General features: G+C 68.1%; 18 protein-coding genes. 9 read left to right on the top strand and 9 right to left on the bottom strand.

Annotated elements, in window-relative coordinates; translation table 11 throughout:
• Positions 1-35 precede the first annotated feature (35 nt).
• Positions 36-1,901, top strand: a complete 1,866-nt coding sequence (locus ABIE00_RS02470; protein ID WP_354256299.1) for a Na+/H+ antiporter — start codon at positions 36-38, stop codon at positions 1,899-1,901.
• Between the two features lie 73 nt (positions 1,902-1,974).
• Here the strand turns inward: ABIE00_RS02470 and ABIE00_RS02465 are convergent, their stop codons facing one another.
• Complete coding sequence (locus ABIE00_RS02465; RefSeq protein ID WP_354256296.1) at positions 1,975-2,352, bottom strand: hypothetical protein; 378 nt, start codon at positions 2,350-2,352, stop codon at positions 1,975-1,977.
• Positions 2,353-2,621: 269 nt separating this feature from the next.
• On the opposite strand from ABIE00_RS02465, the gene ABIE00_RS02460 reads away from it, so the two are divergent.
• The 3 genes from ABIE00_RS02460 to ABIE00_RS02450 are packed head-to-tail and all read left to right on the top strand — an operon-like array spanning position 2,622 to position 5,833.
• Entirely contained in the window at positions 2,622-4,514 is a 1,893-nt protein-coding gene (locus ABIE00_RS02460) for an ABC transporter ATP-binding protein (RefSeq protein WP_354256294.1), read from the top strand.
• Positions 4,511-5,470, top strand: coding sequence for an NUDIX hydrolase (locus tag ABIE00_RS02455; RefSeq protein ID WP_354256291.1), 960 nt, complete (start codon positions 4,511-4,513; stop codon positions 5,468-5,470). The genes ABIE00_RS02460 and ABIE00_RS02455 overlap by 4 nt, the downstream gene beginning before the upstream one ends.
• A gap of 39 nt (positions 5,471-5,509) precedes the next feature.
• The gene (locus ABIE00_RS02450; RefSeq protein WP_354256288.1) at positions 5,510-5,833 is read left to right on the top strand and encodes a DUF6221 family protein; all 324 of its coding nucleotides are present in this window, start codon (positions 5,510-5,512) and stop codon (positions 5,831-5,833) included.
• Positions 5,834-5,882: 49 nt separating this feature from the next.
• Here the strand turns inward: ABIE00_RS02450 and ABIE00_RS02445 are convergent, their stop codons facing one another.
• Together ABIE00_RS02445 and ABIE00_RS02440 are read right to left on the bottom strand one after the other, a co-directional pair.
• On the bottom strand, positions 5,883-6,764 hold the full coding sequence (locus ABIE00_RS02445; protein WP_354256284.1) for an HNH endonuclease: 882 nt from the start codon (positions 6,762-6,764) through the stop codon (positions 5,883-5,885).
• Positions 6,765-6,825: 61 nt separating this feature from the next.
• Positions 6,826-7,425 (bottom strand): DnaJ family domain-containing protein, encoded by a 600-nt coding sequence (locus ABIE00_RS02440; RefSeq protein ID WP_354256281.1) that lies wholly within the window; start codon positions 7,423-7,425, stop codon positions 6,826-6,828.
• 750 nt (positions 7,426-8,175) lie between these two features.
• Between ABIE00_RS02440 and ABIE00_RS02435 the strand changes: the two genes are divergently transcribed.
• Positions 8,176-8,838 carry an NADPH-dependent F420 reductase gene (locus ABIE00_RS02435; RefSeq protein ID WP_502914266.1) on the top strand — a complete coding sequence of 221 codons (663 nt, stop codon included), beginning with the start codon at positions 8,176-8,178 and terminating at the stop codon, positions 8,836-8,838.
• A gap of 18 nt (positions 8,839-8,856) precedes the next feature.
• Here the strand turns inward: ABIE00_RS02435 and trxA are convergent, their stop codons facing one another.
• The 3 genes from trxA to ABIE00_RS02420 all read right to left on the bottom strand — a co-directional run bounded on the left by trxA (position 8,857) and on the right by ABIE00_RS02420 (position 10,778).
• Positions 8,857-9,282 carry a thioredoxin gene (gene trxA, locus ABIE00_RS02430; RefSeq protein ID WP_354256275.1) on the bottom strand — a complete coding sequence of 142 codons (426 nt, stop codon included), beginning with the start codon at positions 9,280-9,282 and terminating at the stop codon, positions 8,857-8,859.
• A gap of 131 nt (positions 9,283-9,413) precedes the next feature.
• Positions 9,414-10,310 (bottom strand): LssY C-terminal domain-containing protein, encoded by an 897-nt coding sequence (locus ABIE00_RS02425; protein ID WP_354256272.1) that lies wholly within the window; start codon positions 10,308-10,310, stop codon positions 9,414-9,416.
• A complete protein-coding gene (locus ABIE00_RS02420; RefSeq protein ID WP_354256269.1) occupies positions 10,311-10,778 on the bottom strand; it encodes a hypothetical protein in 468 nt (155 codons plus the stop codon).
• 224 nt (positions 10,779-11,002) lie between these two features.
• Between ABIE00_RS02420 and ABIE00_RS02415 the strand changes: the two genes are divergently transcribed.
• Complete coding sequence (locus ABIE00_RS02415) at positions 11,003-11,971, top strand: M10 family metallopeptidase domain-containing protein (protein ID WP_354256266.1); 969 nt, start codon at positions 11,003-11,005, stop codon at positions 11,969-11,971.
• 7 nt (positions 11,972-11,978) lie between these two features.
• Here ABIE00_RS02415 and ABIE00_RS02410 read toward each other — a convergent pair whose 3' ends face one another.
• Complete coding sequence (locus ABIE00_RS02410; protein ID WP_502914187.1) at positions 11,979-13,586, bottom strand: glycoside hydrolase family 15 protein; 1,608 nt, start codon at positions 13,584-13,586, stop codon at positions 11,979-11,981.
• Entirely contained in the window at positions 13,544-13,795 is a 252-nt protein-coding gene (locus tag ABIE00_RS25920) for a trehalase-like domain-containing protein (RefSeq protein WP_502914186.1), read from the bottom strand. The genes ABIE00_RS02410 and ABIE00_RS25920 overlap by 43 nt, the downstream gene beginning before the upstream one ends.
• Positions 13,796-13,917: 122 nt before the next feature.
• On the opposite strand from ABIE00_RS25920, the gene ABIE00_RS02400 reads away from it, so the two are divergent.
• Complete coding sequence (locus ABIE00_RS02400) at positions 13,918-15,195, top strand: pyridoxal phosphate-dependent aminotransferase (RefSeq protein WP_354256263.1); 1,278 nt, start codon at positions 13,918-13,920, stop codon at positions 15,193-15,195.
• Between the two features lie 207 nt (positions 15,196-15,402).
• Positions 15,403-16,233, top strand: a complete 831-nt coding sequence (locus tag ABIE00_RS02395) for a phosphatase PAP2 family protein (protein WP_354263243.1) — start codon at positions 15,403-15,405, stop codon at positions 16,231-16,233.
• A gap of 3 nt (positions 16,234-16,236) precedes the next feature.
• Here the strand turns inward: ABIE00_RS02395 and ABIE00_RS02390 are convergent, their stop codons facing one another.
• On the bottom strand, positions 16,237-16,923 hold the full coding sequence (locus tag ABIE00_RS02390; RefSeq protein ID WP_354256260.1) for a DUF2848 domain-containing protein: 687 nt from the start codon (positions 16,921-16,923) through the stop codon (positions 16,237-16,239).
• Positions 16,924-17,073: 150 nt separating this feature from the next.
• Between ABIE00_RS02390 and ABIE00_RS02385 the strand changes: the two genes are divergently transcribed.
• Entirely contained in the window at positions 17,074-18,468 is a 1,395-nt protein-coding gene (locus ABIE00_RS02385; RefSeq protein ID WP_354256257.1) for an MFS transporter, read from the top strand.
• The last annotated feature ends 31 nt before the right edge of the window (positions 18,469-18,499 follow it).

The raw sequence follows: 18,499 nt of genomic DNA, 5'->3' as shown, positions 1-18,499 counted from the left end.
GTCGGGCAGTCCACGGCGGCTGAGAGAATAGCCGCATGGACGTCGCCCTGGGATTGCTGGCGCTCGCCGCCGTGGTATGCGCGGTCAGCGCGTTGGGCCGGAAGCTGGATGTGTCGGTCCCGCTGCTTCTGGTGCTCGCCGGGGTGGCCGGTTCCTTCCTCCCGTTCGTGCCGCGGGTGGACCTCAACCCTGAACTCGTCCTGGTGGGGCTGTTGCCGCCGCTGCTGTACGCCGCCGCCCTGCGAACCTCGCTGTTCGACTTCCGCTCCAACAAACGGGCCATCTCACTGCTCTCGGTGGGCTACGTCATCTTCGGCACCATCGCCGTTGGCCTGGTGGTCTGGTGGCTGTTCCCGGAGATACCGCTCGCCGCAGCCATCGCGCTCGCTGCCGTGGTGGCGCCGCCGGATGCGGTGGCCGCCACGGCCATTGCGCGCAAGGTGGGGATGCCGCGCAGGATCGTGAGCATCCTGGAAGGCGAGTCGCTGGTCAACGACGCAACCGCCCTGGTATGCCTCCGCGCCGCCGTGGCGGCCATCGCAGGAAGTGTTTCCGTGCTGGAGATCGGCGCCGACTTCCTGCTGGCCGCGGGCGGCGGCCTGATGGTGGGGCTCACCGCAGCCTACGTCCTCACCCAGCTGCGCCGGCGGATCCGCAACGTTGCCATCAACACCTCGACGTCGCTGATGGCACCCTTCGTGGCCTACCTGCCGGCGGAGGCAATCCACGCGTCCGGCGTTCTGGCCGTGGTGGTCACCGGCCTGATCATGGGCACCAAGGCCCCCTCCATGCCCAACGGGGCCGCCCGGCAGAGCCAGCGGAGCAACTGGGAGACCGTGCAGTTCCTGCTGGAAAACTCGGTGTTCCTCCTCATCGGGCTGCAGGTCCGGACCATCATTGACGGCGTCCAGGATGACTCCCTGGGCGCTGCAAGGACCTGGGCCGGGTGTGCGGTGATCCTGCTGGCCGTGCTCCTGCTGCGCCCGGTCTGGGTATTTCCGGCCACCTACCTGCCCCGGCTCATTCCGGCCGTGGCCCGGCAGGACCCTGCACCGCCCTGGCAATACCCGGCCATCATCTCGTGGGCCGGCATGCGCGGCGTGGTCACGCTGGCCGCAGCCCTCACGCTGCCCGAGGAGCTGGAGCACCGCACCGTCCTGATTCTGGCGGCGTTGGTGGTGGTGGCCGGCACCCTGGCGCTGCAAGGCTTCACGCTGCCAGCCCTGGTGCGGCTGCTTCGCGTGCAGGGCCCCGATCCTGGCGAGGACGCACTCTCCCAGGCCTCGCTGACGCAGCAGGCCACGGCGGCTGGAGTGGAGCGGCTGCACGAACTCCAGACCGACGATGACCCTCCGGAGGTGGTGGCCATGCTCAAGCGGAGGACGCTGGAGCGCGGACTGGCAGCGTGGGAACGTCTGGGCAGGCCGACGGCAGAAGCCGCCACCCCCAGCCAGCGCTATGCCCAGCTGCGGCTGGCCATGCTGGAGGCGGAGCGGGCGAAGGTCCTCGAACTCAGGAGCGGCGGGAACTACGCCCACGAGGTGCTCAGCAGCGTCCTGGAGCGGCTGGACGTCGAGGAGTCGATGCTGGACGCCGTCATCGAGGAGGCCGATGTTTCCGGCTCCCGCGCCGTCGCCAGGCCGGGCGGCGACTGCGAGCACCTGGAGCGGGCACACGATCCCGAGGTCCCCGGCGGCGCACGCTGTGACGCCTGCACCCGCGAGGGCACCGTCACGGTCCACCTGCGGATGTGCCTGGAGTGCGGGAACGTGGCCTGCTGTGATTCCTCGCCCGCCACCCACGCCTCCAAGCATTTCAAGGCCACCGGACACCCGGTCATGCGCAGCATCGAACCGGGCGAGGACTGGCGGTGGTGCTACGTGGACGACCTGCTCGGCTAACCACCGACACGGCCCGCTTCCTGGGACCGGAGGATGCCGGTGCGGTGGCCCGCCAGGCGGAAGTGGGCGTACCTCAGCCCGTGGGCAGGTGGTGGTCCCCCGACGTCATCGGCACGGCCGGCACCGCTTCACCGGCAATGTCCGACGCCGGGGTGAGGACCCAGCGCTCCCCGGCCTGTTCGTAGCTGATCACCATGGGCGTGGTGGCCGTGCGTGCCTCGTCGACGGCGAGCAGCAGTGCCGCCTGCATGCGGCCGGCATGCCCGAAGCGTGCGCCCGCCGTGCCCTCGAGGTCGCTGTTGTCGATCAGAATGTACGCCTTGCCTTCGGCCACGGCCTTGATCGAATACCCGCGCTCCTCGTGGACCGATCCGCGGGAGGCGGCAATCTCCGTGACCCTCTCGGCCCGCACCAGTCCATGGTTGATCGTGCGGATCCACACGTCACCCATGCCGACTCCTTTGCTGCCGTGCGGGCTGGAAATTGCCTCTACTTGCAAACGGTAGTCCGTGACAGGCCGGTTGTAAGCCCCCCAAACGGTGCAACCGCCGTCGGACTTCATCCCGGCAGCAGGTTTTCCCCAAGCTCCGGCAGGGTTTTCCCAAAGCTCGTTAGGAAATAGTAGGCCCGACCAGGGATTATCCCTGGCCGGTCTCAGAGCATCACCCAACGCACAGCGTTCGGGTGACGCCCGCGACCGCCGGGTTCTTAGGGGGAAAGATGTTTCAAACCTTTTGGCGGTTCCGCGGGGCGATAGCCCCGCATGTGTGGGCGCTTGCAGGCGGCGCCCTCCTGGTGGTGTTTGTCGCCGCCATGGAAGTGGCCCTGCCGTGGCCCATGAAGGTCATCGTCGACGACGTGCTGCAGCCGACGGGCAGCTCCAAGCTCCACGAGATGCCCTCCTTCCTTGGCCTGGCCGGCCTGAGCCAGCTCCAGCTGCTGCTGCTCGCCGCCTCTGCGCTGCTCGCCATGACAGTGCTGAATGCGGGGGCGGACTACCTCGGCACCCGCCTGCTCAACGGCGTGGGTGAGAGGGCGATGGCCACGATCCGGGCTGAAGTCTTCACCCATCTGCAGCGGCTGTCACTGGCCTTCCACGACAAGCAGCGGCTGGGCGACCTGGTCACGCGCACCACCACGGACGTCGACTACGTGCGGGCCCTCATGGTGTCCATCCTGTCGGTGCTGCTGCCCAACATCTTCATCCTCGGATTCGTCACCACCATCTGCATGCTGATCGATCCGACCTTTGCACTGATCGGCCTTGCGGTGTCCCCGCTGCTGTTCATCACCGTGCTGTTCTACCGGCGCCGCATCAAGGGTGCGTCGAAGGATGCCCGCAACAGGGACAGCGACATCGCGGCGGCGATGTCGGAGACGTTCGCCTCGGTCCGGGTGATGCAGACCTACACGAGTGAGGCGCGCCACGAAGAGGACTTCCGCAGCCGGAACGACGGACGGCGTGACGCCGGCCTGAGGGTCATCCGGCTGCAGTCCATGTTCTCGCCGCTGGTAGACATCATCGCGACCCTGGGCACGGTGCTGGTGCTCTGGATTGGCGCCCAGGGTGTGCTGGACGGATCCCTGACGCTGGGCCTGCTGCTCGTCTTCCTTGCCTACCTCAAGGCCCTGTACTCCCCCATGAAGTCGCTGGCCAAACTCACCACCGTCATCAGCCGCGGCCAGGCCAGCGCCGAGCGCATCCAGGAAATCCTGGACACCGCGCCGGCCATCTCGGACCTGCCCGGCGCCCAACCCGCTCCGCGTCTGGCCGGTGCCGTGGAGCTGCGCTCGGTAAGCTTCGGCTACCAGGGCGACCGGCACGTCCTGCACGGGATTGACCTTAAGGCGGAGCCCGGCAGCGTCGTGGCGATCACTGGCCCGACGGGTGCCGGCAAGTCGTCAGTGGTCAGCCTGATTCCGCGGCTCTACGATGCCGCCGAGGGGGAAGTTCTCCTGGACGGCATCGACGTGCGGGACCTGCAGGTGGCCTCTGTGCGCCGGCAGGTCTCCATGGTGCTGCAGGAATCCATCCTGTTCCGGGGGACCATCTACGACAACATCGCCTACGGCTCTGAGAACGTCACCCGGGAGCAGGTCCTGGCCGCGGCCGAGGCAGCCCACGTGGACGAGTTCGTCCGCAACCTGCCTCTGGGATACGACACCCCGGTGGCCGAGCGCGGCGTCACTCTTTCGGGCGGGCAGCGCCAGCGCATCGCCATCGCCCGTGCCCTCGTCCGGGACACCCCCATCGTCATCCTCGATGAGCCAACATCCGGGCTGGACGCCATCTCGGAGCAATACGTCATGCGCGGCCTCGAGCGGCTCATGGCCGGGCGCACGGTGATCGTCATCGCCCACCGGCTCTCGACACTCAAGCGGGCCGACCGGATCTACGTCCTGGACAAGGGGCGGATCGTGGAAAGCGGAAGGCATGGCGAACTCGCTGCGTCCGGCGGGCTCTACAGCCGGCTGGACAGCCTGCAACACGCCAAGGACGCCCCGGCCCTCACGCTGGTCCCTGCCGAGAACCTTCCTGCCGAGGACCTGCTTCCTGCCCAGAACCTGCTTCCTGCCGGAAACGGCAGCCTTCAGACGGAGACGAGCGCATGAGCAGGACGAAGCCCCCGACGTTCGGTGCACTGCCCTGGCGGATCGGAAAGCAAGGCACGCTTGAAGTGCTCCTGATCCACCGGCCGGCCCACGTCGACTGGTCCATTCCCAAGGGCAAGGCCGACCCCGGTGAAACCGGCCGGGAGTGCGCGGAGCGCGAGGTTCGCGAGGAAACGGGCCTGCGCTGCCGCCTGGGCGCCGAACTGCCCAGCATCCGCTACGAGGACAGCAAACGCCGAATCAAGACCATCCGTTACTGGGCTGCCGCGGCGGGGTCAGGCCGCTTCACCCCTAATGAAGAGGTCGACGCCGTCAGGTGGCTTTCGCTGCCGGCTGCCTTGCGCACGGTGACAGAACCGCGGGACAGGCCCGCCATCATCGCCCTGGGCAGCCGGCTCCAGTTGGAGCTGGGCGTCCGTCCTGCGCCGGAGCGGGAGAAAACGCTGCTGCTGGTGCGCGGGGGCGAGATGGTGGAACGGCACGAGTGGGATCCGGCAGCAGGCGTCCGGCCGCTGGCTCCTGCCGGCGTGCAGGCCGCCAGGTCGCTGGCCTCGCTGGGAGCCATGTTCGCAATCGAACGCATCGTCTCGGCGCCCTCGATCCGCTGCGTCGAAACCGTCGCTGAACTGGCACGCCGGCAATCCCTCGAAGTGCAGCGCACGGAGCACCTGACCGGCGGGAACCTGGCGGCCACGCTGGACCTCGTGGCCCAGGCCCGCGGGACGGGAACGGTTCTGTGCACGCACGAGGATGTCATGGCAGACGTTCTGGCCCACCTCATCCAACGCGACCGGACGGCCCTGACCAAGCGCTTCCGCGTCCGCAAGGGATCGGCCTGGGTACTGACCGGCGACCGCACCCGCTACCGCTCCGCGTATTACCTGCCGCTCTCCCCGGCGGACCTCAGCACCGAGCTGGATCTCAGCACGGCCGTGGACCTTCGGGCCGCCGTCTAGCCGCGTGTGCCCGCGTGGCGGCGGGCGTACGCTCAGACAGTGGACATTGTGGAGTTCCTGTCCGCGCGCATCGCCGAGGACGAAGCGGTGGCGCGCAAGCTGCTCGACGACCGCACGACGTCCGAAGCGGGCAGGTGGTACGAACGCCGCCTGCTGCTGGAATGCGAAGCCAAGCGGCGCCTGATCAGCATCGTCGAGGCGGCCAGGCAAACGGCACTGGCCACGCTTGTGAGCGATCCATTCGGGGACGAGTCCGAGTGGATCCCGCAGGCGCTGGAATGGACCACCCTGTCCCTCAATGCGCTCGCGGTCCCCTACAGCGACCATCCCGACTTCAACCGGGACTGGCTCTGGTACCCGTAGGTCCCGTCGGCGGTCGCGTCAACCGGGCGGTTCACCCACAGGGTCCGGGTCAGGTGCTGCCCAGGATGCGTCGGGCGTCAGCCTGGGCGTCCAGCTCCTGCTGTGACACCACGGATCCGCCGATGTACCCCGCCCGGGACCTCATGGCCCGCAGTTCCGCGACGGTGTAGGGGATCCGGCGCCGGTGCGCCATGGCGTGGCAGTTGGGGCACAGCGGAACGAGGTCGCCCACGGGGTCCAGCTCGTAGCCTGGCCCCAGCTGGGCTGCCGGCACCAGGTGATGGACGTGGATAAAGCCTTCGCCTTCCGGGCCGTAGGCGGCCTCGAAGGAAAACCCGCAGGCGGCGCACGAGGTCCCGTAGTGCGCCAGGCAGACGCGCCTGGCGTGGGGGTCGCGCTCGTACCGGCTTACGCCCACCCGGACCAGGGCGTCCTGCGGCAGGGTGCCCGGCACAGGCAGAACCGGATCCATCTCGTCGGCCGGCAGTTGCTCGGCCCAGACTTCCCGGATGGCGCGTGCCTGTTCCTCCGGTACCGCCTGGGAGCCAGCACTCGCGGCGGCAGACCAGTCGGTTAGCGGCGCGCGGGCTGCCAGGATATCCACCGCGATCTGGTCTCCGAGCGGCAGCAGCGCGTCGAAGTCCACGTCAACGCAGGTCCGCGGTTCGCCTTCAGGACCCGTCCCGGCAGCCAGATATGGCGCGGAGGCGACCACGCCGTGGCCAATCAGCCCGCTGCCCGTCTTTCCATGCAGCAGGAGCCAGGCGTCCGCACCCGGTTCCGGCAGGGCTTCGGCACCAGCGCCGGTTCCCGGTCCGGTGGGCCACGACCGGCGGTGCACGCCGGCAGCGCCCAGCTCATCCACCACCCGCGAATAACCCGGCCAGGTATCGCCTACGCCCGGGTTCCAGCCCAGCAGAACAGCCACCATTCCTTTATCGTGCCACCTCGCGGGGCTTCAGGGACCCCGGGGCGTCAGGACCCGCAAGGATTCAGGAGGAGCGGTTGCGCAGGCGCCGCCACCAGGGCGTCTTGGCTTCGGCAACAGGTTCCGGTGCAGCCGCGGCCGCCGCCGCCCGCCGTTCGCGCCACCGCTGCACCTCGACGTCGGCGTCGCGGGTTTTCGTCACCACCGGCGGCCCGCCCTGCAACTGGCGGCGGGCGTCGATGACACTGGCGTTGAAGTCCTCGACGATGTCGCGGACCTGCTTTTCCGTGTACTGGGCGTCCAGTCTGGCGTCCAGCTCTGCATCCTCGGTTCGCAGCAGGATCGCCTTTGGTCCCAGCCCGCTGAGGTGCTCGCGCTGGATGAGGCCCTTGACCCACCAGTCGGGGTCGTAGCCCTCGCCGAGCCCGGGAATCGGCTTGCCGGAGTATTTCAGGTTGTCGAACTTTCCCTGCGCCATCGCGTCCCGGATCAGGTAGTCGGCGCGGGCAGCGTCGCTGACCTTCCGGCGCTTTTCCCGCACTTCGGACTCGGCGGCGGACAGTTCCGCGTCTTCCTCCGCTGTCCCGCCGGCGGACCGGAGGGCACGGAGTTCGGCAGCGCGCTCCACCTTCCGCCGGAAGTCACCGCTCGTTGAGCCTGTCACCTTTCACCGCCTTGCCGCCGGACATCGTCCCGATTCCAGTATTCCGGCGCGTGCCTGACACTTCAACGGAGCGTTGCGGGGAACCGGACAGACCCCGGCAAGAACGACGACGGCGGGACCTCCCGCCGTCGTCCCCCTGCAGCGGTGCGTTCTTACGTCCGGTTCGGTTTACATCGGGTCCGGCCAGTTGCCGATATCGGCGCGCGCCGGAACTAATGCGTCGCCTTGTGGCCGCACAGCGGCAACGTCCGGGGCGGCGGCCGCAGCCAGGCCGGAAGGTTGGTCGGGGACCGCCTTCACAGGTGCCGTGTTCACAGCCGCCGTGATGACGGGAAGTTCAGACCTCGAAATGTTCATGGGGGCCCTCGCAGGTGGGGCGGCAACTTATGGCCGGAGCGGGTACTCAACCATGATTGCCGGCCGTTCGACGGGGCTTTGGCAAGCCCTGCGCCCAACTGGTCCGGCGATCACCGACGTGCCGAATCAGCCGGGGAGGACCGGCCGGTCCGACAACAACCGTGGCGGCCGTCCCAGCCCAGTGTCTGCCGGCCATTGGTAGCACCGGCACACTTTCCACCACCCAATAAAGCAACCCTATGCGCCACGGCATCGGGGGGCATCCGTAGCAGGTACTCGAATTTTCGCGGCTTCCGCTACTTGGGCACGCGCGGGCCTCCGGCAGCCCACGCCGCCGCCTGATGGAATCGTTGGGCGCAAGTCGTCTGGCGTAACGTGCGAAATACCTGCCGGCTGACCGCTGTTGGGCCAGATATGACAACAATCGGAATCATCGGTGCAGGACACATTGGAAGCCAGGTTGCGCGCAAGGCTGTGGAACTCGGCTATGACGTGGTGATCAGCAATTCGCGGGGGCCGGAAACCCTGGCAGGGCTCGTTGCGGAGCTGGGACCGCGGGCGAAGGCAGCCACCGCTGCAGAGGCCGCGGCAGCGGGCGACTTCGCGGTCGTCACCGTTCCGCTCAGGAGCTACCGGGCCGTTCCTGTGGAGCCGCTGGCCGGAAAGGTCGTGGTCGACACCAACAACTATTACTGGGAGCGGGACGGCCGCTTCCCGGCACTGGACAACGGGGAAGCCACCACGTCCGGGCTGCTGCAGGAGCACCTTCCGGAGTCCAAAGTGGCCAAGGGCTTCAACCACATCATGGCCAAAGAGATCACCTCGGACGGTACCCCGCCGGGCACGCAGAACCGCCGCGCGCTGGCCACGGCCAGCGACTACCCCGAGGCCAGTGAGCTGGTGACGAAGCTCTACGACGAGTTCGGCTTCGACACCGTCAACATCGGTCCCCTGTCCGACAGCTGGCGCGTCGAGCGCGACCGCCCGGCCTACGTGGTCCGGCAGAACGCGGCCGAGCTCGCCGAGAACCTGGCGAAAGCTCCGCGGACCATCTGAAACCGGCCATCTCAACACTCACGCAAGCGCCTCCCTGAGCCAGCGGTCCAAAACCGGGGCCGGTGCAGCGCCAGCCTGGCGGGCCGCGATCTTTCCATCGACGATCACCATCAGCGTCGGGACAGCCTGGATGGCGAAACGGGCGGAAAGCCGCGGCGCCTTGTCCACATCCACCTTCACCAGCTTCACTTCGCCCGCCCGCTCATGTGCCAGCCGGTCCAGCACGGGGCTCACCATGCGGCAGGGTCCGCACCATGTTGCCCAGAAGTCCACCAGCACCGGCACCCGGGACTGTTCGGCAATCTCGGCGAAGTCGTCGTCTCCCGCCTCCACCACCCAGGGCAGGTCACGGCGGCATTTCGCGCACCGCGGCCGGCCGCCGGCGGCAGCCGGCACGCGGTTGGCCTGGCCGCAGTGGGGGCATTTGATGATCGCGTTGTTCATGCCGTCTTGAACCTCCGTTGCCCAGTTTCCACGGCCCTTCCGCGCAAGGAAGATTGCCTTAGGAAAATTGTGCCAAAGGAAAGCGGACGACGGCGGGTGCGTCACGCCGTCGTCCTCCCGCCCCCGGCAGGTCAAGACAGGCCCGGCTCCCGGGAGCCCGGCGGCCGGAGGTCGATGATGGGCAGGTGCCCGTCCGTGCGGATGCTGTCTCCGCCGCCGTTGCGGTGGTGGTAGCCGGAGGAGAAGTGCCGGATGACATGCACTGATTCCACCGCATTGGCAGTTTTCAGCGTCCCGATGATGAAGTCGCGTTCCTCGTCGGTGCCGTCGGCGATCTTGTGCGTGATCTGGAACGTGAAGAGCGAGAGTCCCACGCTTTTGTCGTATGTTCCGGCGCCCACCCAGTCGACGGAGAAGCCGCCGGGAAGCATCCAGCCGTCCGGGCATTTCCAGAACCGCACATGGTGCCGCTTGCGCGGGTTGCCGTCGATTTCCCGCTGGAACGCCATGTCCTGCCTGTTGCCGAAAACGTACAAGGCACTGACCGGCGACTGCGGATAACTCCGGCCCAGCAGCGTCGCGGTGAGGGTGCGCCAGGCGGTGGCCGGGGTGACGGGGTCGGCCTCGATCCACCCCGCCGTGACCATCGCGGTGCGCAGCTCATCCGCCGGGCCGATCACGGCCAGATTGACCGGATCGCCCAGCACGCCGTCTCCGGTGCGGGCACGTCCGATGAAGTAGTTCGGCAGGTACAGGCCGCTGAGGATCTTGTGGACGCGCGGCAGGAAGGCATAAGCGGCAATCAGCCAGACGGGGAGGAACACCCACACCTGCTCCGGCCCCCTGGCCAGCCGGGCGAGCAGGAAGAAGTAGACGGCCCAGCCCACGGCGGCGGTGATGGCCACGTACAGCAGCCGCTGGAGGACGGCGACGACGGTGGCCCAGCGGGTGCCCCAGCGTGCCTTCCGGCTGTCCGGCCGGGAGTGCTCGGGCTCCTGGGTCGCCTCGGCTTCTTTCGGAACAGCCACTTACTTGGGCAGGTGCTCCAGCAGGTGCCCCGTGACCGCGCCGTACGCGACGTGCGGCACGATGTCACCGACCCAGTCCGCTGCACTCCAGGTCCGCGGGTCCGTCACGCCCAAGGCGGTCATGGGAACGTTCGAGACCAGCAGGGCGGCCACGGAGGCCACCGCCACCGACCCGACCGGCCCGGTGCGCACCCCCAATGATCCGGCCGCCCCCAGCACAGCGCCGAGGCCCATGCCGGTGGCGATCCCGAGCAGCGGGCCAAGGGCCTCTACCCGGTTCCCGCGCTGGGCCTCGGTCCCCGGGATGGTCACGCCTGCCCGTTCCGCCAGACGCTCCACCGAGTCGCTGGGGGTGGTGCTCGCCGCCCGGCCCCGCCACACCATGTCCAGGTAGCTCACGGCGTTCAGCGCCGTGGTTCCCGCGGCGCCGGCGAGCGCTCCGTTCACAAGTCCTTTGAACAGGCACATCCTCAACACTCCTTCTGGCCAACTCCCAAGCATGTTCTTCCCCGAAGCTACGTCAGGTCCGGTGACCGCGGCAACGGCGTGGAAGGTTGATGGCAGCCATTGTCGCCTGCGCGCTTATGCTTTGGGTGAGCCATTTCTCGCGATGGCGACGTGCAACAACCAGGGGGACACTGTTGCGTCCGGATTCCAACTGGCGGGAGGGCCCGCCCGCACCAGATTTTGGCGTGCCTGGTGGTTCTCCGATTCCCACCGAGGGACTGCAGCCGGGCGTCCGACGGTCCGCGAGCGGGCGCATTCCGCAGTGGGCCGTCGACGAGGCTTTCGGAGCGTTGCAGGACCCGGCCCCGTGGCGTACGGGACCGTCCGCCCCCATGCCGGCTCCGGCCTACGGCCGGCGCAGAAGGCGCCTCGGCAGGAAGTGGGCGATCGGTGCGGGCATCGCCCTGCTCGTGGGCCTATCCGCCGTGCCGATGGCATTCGAACGCTTTGTGCTGCCTGCAGTTCTGCCGTACCTCCCCGGAGCGCCGGTTCCGCCGCCCGGATTCGAGGCCGCCGGTGCGCCGCTCGGGCAGCCGCCTGCCAGCACAGGGTCAAAGGCGTACGCCCTGCAGGAATCCCCCGATCCCGGCCAGCTGTTCGCCGCCTACGATCCCTGCCGGCCCGTGCACTACGTGGTCCGTCCCGACAACGCCCCGCCGGGTGCCGACCAGATGATCCAGGAGGCAGTGTCCAGGGTTTCTGCCGCCACCGGGCTGCGCTTCGTTTATGACGGCCCCACGTCGGAGGCCCCCAGCGACGACCGCGAAACGTACCAGCCGGACCTGTACGGCAAGCGGTGGGCGCCTGTGCTCATTGCCTGGTCCAATCCTTCGGAGAGTCCCGACCTGGCGGGGGACGTCGACGGGCTGGGCGGCAGCGGATACGCGTACGTGGAGGGGCAGCCCTACGTTCTGGTGGCGGGCCAGGTGGCACTCGACGCCCCCGATTTCGCGGACATCCTGCGGTGGCCTGACGGATCGAAGTACGGCCGGGCCGTCATCATGCACGAGCTCGCCCACGTCGTGGGGCTGGATCACGTCAACGACCCCACCCAGCTGATGAACCCGGAAGGCACCGGCGTCACCGAATTCGCGGCCGGCGACCTCGCCGGCCTGGCCGTTCTGGGCGGCGGGGAATGCGTCCCGGAACTCTGAGCCGGCGCTAGTCCTGTCCGTTCTGTTCGGCGGAGGCGATGGCCCAGGCGGCGTTGACGAGCCCGATGTGGCTGAACGCCTGCGGGAAATTCCCCAGCAGTTCGCGGCCGTCGGCGGACACTTCCTCTGCCAGAAGCCCCAGATCCGTGGCGAAGCCGGCGGCACGGTCGAAAACCGTCCGTGCCCTTTTGGTCTGCCCGGCGAGCGCCAGGGCCTGGGCCAGCCAGAAGGTGCACAGCAGGAACGTCCCTTCCTCCCCCGGAAGCCCGTCGGCGGCCCGGTAGCGGTACACCAGGCCCCGGTCATCGGTCAGGTGCCGGTCCACGGCGTCGATGGTGGCCAGCATGCGCGGATCGTCGGCGGGCAGGAAGCCCACGATGCACAGCAGCAGGCTTGACGCGTCGAGCTCGGCCGAGCCGAATGCCTGGGTGTAGGCGTTCGCCGCATCGCTCCAGCCCTGGCCGCGGATCGTGGCAGCGATCTCCTCCCGTGCCTGCTCCCAGTCCCGGACCCGGTCCTGGGCGTCCAAGGCTTCGGCCAGCCGGATGGCGCGGTCGACGGCCACCCAGCACATGAGCTTAGAGTGCAGGAAATGGCGGGGCTCGCCGCGGACCTCCCAGATGCCGTGGTCCGGTGCCTGCCAGCGGGCAGCAGCGCGGTCCGCCGCGTCGGCCAGGAACCGTTTCGTCTCCGGTTCCAGGCCGGCGAGGAGTTCCGGCAGCCGGGCCGCGGAGTCCAGCAGCTCCCCGTAGATGTCGAGCTGGCGCTGCTGCCATGCGCCGTTGCCCACCCGCACCGGCCTGCTGGAACGCCAGCCCGGAAGGTGCGCAAGCTCGCGCTCGGACAGGTCCCGTTCGCCGCCGATGCCGTACATGATTTGCAGGTCCTCGCCGTCCTGCTGCGTCGCCACCGCGGCGGCCAGGAATTGGAAGAACTTTCCTGCCTCATCCGGGCACGCCGCCACCCACAACGCCTGCAGCGTCATGCTCGCGTCCCGGATCCAGGTGTACCGGTAATCCCAGTTGCGGGTGCCGCCCGCCACTTCGGGCAGCGACGTGGTGGCGGCGGCGATCATGGCCCCGGTGGGATAGTACGTCAGTGCCTGCAGGAACCGTCCGCTGGCGTTGACCAGATCCTGCCAGGGTCCGTGGTAGCCCTGGTGGAGGTCCGACCAGCTGCGCCAGCCCTCCAGCGTGTCCTCGAGCCGGCGTGCTGCTTCCGGCTGGTCCCACAGGGGCGGCCGGTCCTGCCAGCTGTGCCGGTGGTGAAGGACGAAGTGCACCACGTCGCCGGTCCGCAGGGACAGCCGGGCCCGGGCAGGTCCGCCGTCGAGCTCGAACGCGACCGGGCTGGACAGGGCCAGCACGTCGGCTCCGCCGCGGGCGAGCAGGCCGCCGGCGGTCTGTTGCAGCAGGGGCCGGACCAGGCCGTATTCGGGCCGGGGGTCGAAGATCACGTCCACCACGGCTTCGCCGCCTGTGCACCTGACGCTGCGCAGCAGGGCCCCGGGCGAGCCGGCACCCAACTCGTGGCCGCGGTTGCCGTCGCCGAGCAGCAGGGCATCGGTCACCGTCACCGTCCCGGCCCCTGTGGCGTACGCCGTTTCAAGGACCATGCTCGGCCCACGTAGCGCCGCGACGTGCCGGTCACGTCCGCCGGCCGGATCGCCCAGAAGCCGGCCTCCTCGCCGAGGATCCGGCCAAAAATTGAGGGGCTGTCAAAGCGCGGAAAACACAGCCAGTCCACCGATCCCCCGGCCCCCACCAGCGCGGCGGATCGGCAGTCGGAGAGCAGGGCATAATCAGCAATCGGGTCACTGGCCATGCCCGCACCATAACCGATTCGGCAAGGCTCTGCGAGGGCACGGATGCTGCCCGTCGCGGAGGCCCCGGCAGGGCTGCACGGTTCACATTGTCCGGAGCGGCGCAGCTGTGAAAACATGCCTCATGCGCGCCATGCAGAATTCCAGCCGATTGCAGGATGTCCGGTACGACCTCAGGGGTCCGGTGCAGCATGCGGCGAAGAAGATGGAGTCGGAAGGCCACAGCATCCTGCGCATGAACCTGGGGGATCCGGCGCCGTTCGGCCTGCATGCGCCGGAGTCCATCGTGGTGGACATGATCCACCACCTGCGCGAGGCGCAGGGCTACAGCGATTCGAAGGGCATCTTCTCCGCCCGGACCGCCATCTCGCAGTACTACGAGACCAAGGGCCTGATGGAGATCGGCGTCGAGGACATCTTCATCGGCAACGGGGTCAGCGAGCTCATTTCCATGACGTTGCAGGCCTTCCTGGAGGTCGGTGACGAGGTCCTCATCCCGTCACCGGACTATCCGCTGTGGACTGCTGCCACCGTGCTCTGCGGCGGCAGCGCCGTGCACTACATGTGCGATGAGGAGAACAACTGGTGGCCGGACATGGCCGACGTCGAGGCGAAGATCACCGACCGCACGCGGGCCATCGTGCTGATCAACCCCAACAACCCGACCGGCGCCGTCTATCCCCGGCAGATTCTGGAGGGGTTCGCCGATCTGGCCCGGCGGCACGACCTGGTGCTGTTCTCCGACGAGATCTACGAGAAGATCACGTTCGATGAGAACGTCCACATCCACACGGCCTCCGTGGCCAGGGACATTCCGGTGCTGACCTTCTCCGGCCTGTCCAAGGCGTACCGGATGCCCGGCTACCGTGCCGGCTGGGTGGCGGTTTCCGGTCCGCGCTGGGCCACCGCAGCCTACCGGGAGTCCCTCGAACTGCTGGCCTCGCTCCGGCTCTGCCCCAATGTTCCCGCTCAGCACGCGATCCAGACGTCGCTGGGCGGCTACCAGAGCATCACGGACCTAATCCGGCCCGGCGGCCGGCTGCGGGAACAGCGCGACCTCGCCTGCCGGCTCCTCAACGAGATTCCCGGCGTGAGCTGCGTGCCGGCCGCCGGCGCGATGTACCTCTTCCCGAAACTGGACGCGGAGATGTATCCGTTCGTGGACGACGAGCAGTTCGTCCTTGACCTGCTGCAGGACCAGAAAATCCTGGTCTCGCATGGAACGGCGTTCCACTGGCACGCCACGGACCATTTCCGGTTCGTCATCCTGCCCGCCGTGGACGACATCCGCGAGGCAGTGCGCCGCATCGCCACCTTCCTGTCCTCCTACCGGGCCAAGGCCGGCCGCGCCCGCGCAATGTCCGGCAACGCCCACCACAGCCCGGATGAACTGAGCGCCTGAGTTAGTAAGGCGGACGACGGCGGGTGGTTCCCCCCGTCGTCCGCTTTCCTGTTTCCGTGGACGGCTGCGCCCAACAACCAGTAAGGTTGCTTACTAAATGCCTTGCTGCCGATCGCAGTGCCGACGACGAGAGACAGGACCCTTGAATTGCCTGACGAACCGTTGGCCGACAGGCCGTTGACCGACACACCGCTGGCTGACACCCCGATGCCCGGCGGACCGCTGACCGACAAGCAGGGAACGCCGCAAACAGGCGTCCGCGGCGAGCTCCGCCAGGACACGACCGTGGGCGGCAAGGACCTCACCCGCTGGCAGAGCCGGTTCGGGCGCTTCCTGGTCGGCGCCGTCCAGCGGATCAGCCAGATCCTGGGGCCGCACGGCGCGTTGGTCCTGACCCTGATGGCGGGTGCTGTCATTGCCGCAATACTGACGGCCGCCTTCGCGGACGTGTACGAGTCCGTGGTCCAGGCTGATGGGGTGGCCGGCCTCGACCATCCAGTACTGGCGGCCGGCAAGAGCCTGCGCTCCCCCGGCCTGGACGTGGCCGTCACGGCCTTCACCGACGTGGGCGGCACCATCGGCATGCCAATCCTCGCCCTGACCGCCATGGGTGCATTGGCCTACCGCCGGCGGTCGTGGACGCCCGTCATCCTGGTCGTGACCGCAGGCCTGGGCTCCCTGCTGATGACCATCGCGGGGAAGCGGCTGATCGGCCGCGCCCGCCCCGACCTCAGCGACGCCGTACCGCCCTACGAGCACTCGGCGTCGTTTCCCAGCGGCCATTCCCTAAATGCGGTGGTGATCGCGGGAATCGTCGCCTACCTGATCATCCTGCGGCTGAAGACAACCCGCAGCCGGGTTCTCACCGGGGCGGCGGCCGCGGTTTTCGCCGCGGCCATGGGCCTGAGCAGGGTATACCTGGGCCACCACTGGCTCACGGATGTCCTCGCCGCGTGGTCACTCGGCGCGGCCTGGCTGGCCCTTGTAGTCACAGCCCACCGGCTCTACCTGACGGTGCGGAAGAAGAGGGCGGCGTAAGCGTCAGCCGATCGGCTCGGCCATCTGTTCCACGACGTACCGGACGTCCACGGAGGTGCCGGTCACGGGATCGGCCATCTCCACCTTCCAGCTGCGGGCGAACTGGTTCACGCCGCCGGTCATGGCAACCGTGCCGGAGATGAGCACAGTTCCGGGGGCATTGAGTCCGCGTTGGGTGAGGACGTCCAGCCAGTAGTCAGGGGTCAGCAGGGCTTCGAGTGAGCTGTCCTGAATGAGGGTGTCGGGGGTGTCGCCCTCCCCCACCCAGGCCTTGAGGGTGATCTGGTCCAGGTGGTCCCGGACGTCATCGAGCCGCCACGCCTTCCGGCCCAGCACGTCCGGGCTCGCATTTTTGCTCCAGGCCACGCCGTGCACCTCGAGTGCGCGGTCCGTGTGGTCGCAGGCGGCCGTGAGCAGCACGCCTTCCTCGGTAATGACAAGCGCCCATTCCGCCTCTCCGGAGGTGCGTTCATGCTGCACCCGGACTTCCGATACCTGCTGGGCCAGATAGGGGGACACTGGATACAGGGCGGGAGTAGTAGCCGGGCCCGGAACGCCAAGTTCAGCGAGCTCAGCGATATGGGCCTGGACTTCATCCTGCTCACGCCCAGCGTAGCCCGCATTCAGGAGGTGCCTGACCTCCACATCCTGCGTGCGGCCGTCCGGTAGTTCAAAGCTAAGAGTCGTCATCGTGGATCCATCCTTTGCATGTGCTGCTGCAGAAATTTTTACAAGCGGAAACCGGAAACGGTCGCCAATGTACATCCAGTATGCGTAATGTATACATTTAACGCCAGCGTGACAGGCGTCACTAGAAAAACCTCGTGGAGGACAAACACCATGGCCAACGCTCCAGTTCCGGGTCCCGGCAGCACGCCCCATCCGCACGCCGCCCCGCACCCGACAGTTCACCCCAAGGGCCTGTACAAGGCCTTTGCCGCCAGCCTCACCGGCACCGCCCTCGAGTGGTACGACTTCGCCGTCTACTCGGCGGCGGCCGCCGTCGTATTTCCCGTCGTTTTCTTCCCGGCGACCGATCCCCTGACCGGGACCATCCTCGCCTTCTCCACTTACGCCGTCGGCTACGTTTCCCGCCCGGTCGGCGGGATCATCTTCGGCCGGCTCGGGGACCGCATTGGCCGCAAGAAGGTCCTGGTGACCACGCTGATGATCATCGGCGTGGCCACTGTGCTCATCGGCGTCCTGCCCGGCTACGCCAACATCGGCCCCGCTGCCGGAATCCTCCTGGTTCTCCTGCGGTTCGCCCAGGGCGTGGGTGTGGGCGGCGAATGGGGCGGCGCGGTCCTGCTCTCCAGCGAGTACGGCGACCCCCACCGCCGCGGCTTCTGGGCCTCCGCGGCCCAGGTGGGCCCGCCCGCCGGCAACCTGCTGGCCAACGGCGCCCTCGCCGTTCTGACCGTCACACTTACCGAGGAGCAGTTCCTGAGCTTCGGCTGGCGCATCGCGTTCCTGGTCTCGGCTGTGCTGGTCGGTTTCGGCCTGTGGATCCGGCTGAGGCTGGAGGACACCCCTATTTTCAAGGCCATCGCAGCCCACGGCGAACAGCCCCATGCACCCGTCCGCGAAGTCTTCAGCAAGGAACTCCGCCCGCTGATCGCCGCCATCCTGTGCCGCGTGGGCCCCGACGTGCTGTACGCCCTGTTCACCGTCTTCACGCTTACCTACGGCATCCAGGTCCTCGGCTACGAGCGCAACCAGGTGCTGACCGCCGTCCTGATCGGCTCAGCGTTCCAGCTGTTCATGATCCCGCTGGCAGGCGCCGTCTCCGACCGATTCAACCGCCGCCTGGTCTACGGCGTCGGCGCTGTGGTGGGCGCCGTCTGGACGTTCATCTTCTTCGGCGTCCTCGGCGGAAACAACCAGCCGATGCTCATCGTGGGCATCGTCCTCGGTCTGATGGCGCACTCCTTCATGTACGGTCCGCAGGCGGCCTTCATCGTGGAGCAGTTCTCCCCGCGCCTCCGCTCCACCGGCAGTTCGCTGGCCTACACGTTCGCGGGAGTCATCGGCGGCGCCATCGCGCCGCTGCTGTTCACGGTGCTGCTCGCCGAGTTTGGCACCTGGACTCCGGTGGCCATCTACGTGGCCGTTGCTTCGGCTGTGACCGTGGTGGGGCTGGCCCTCGGCCGGGACAACGACACCGTGGAGGACCTGGATTACCGGCTGCTCCTGGAAGGCTCGGCATCGGCCCGCCAGCAGTCCGGCGCCGTCTAGTCGGGTTTTTGTCCAGATATCGGCGGCTAAG

Origin of the sequence: Arthrobacter sp. OAP107 (assembly GCF_040546765.1) — a bacterium.
GTDB lineage: Bacteria > Actinomycetota > Actinomycetes > Actinomycetales > Micrococcaceae > Arthrobacter.
The sequence above is the reverse complement of the archived record's forward strand: the minus strand, read 5'-3'. Positions and strand labels throughout refer to the sequence as shown.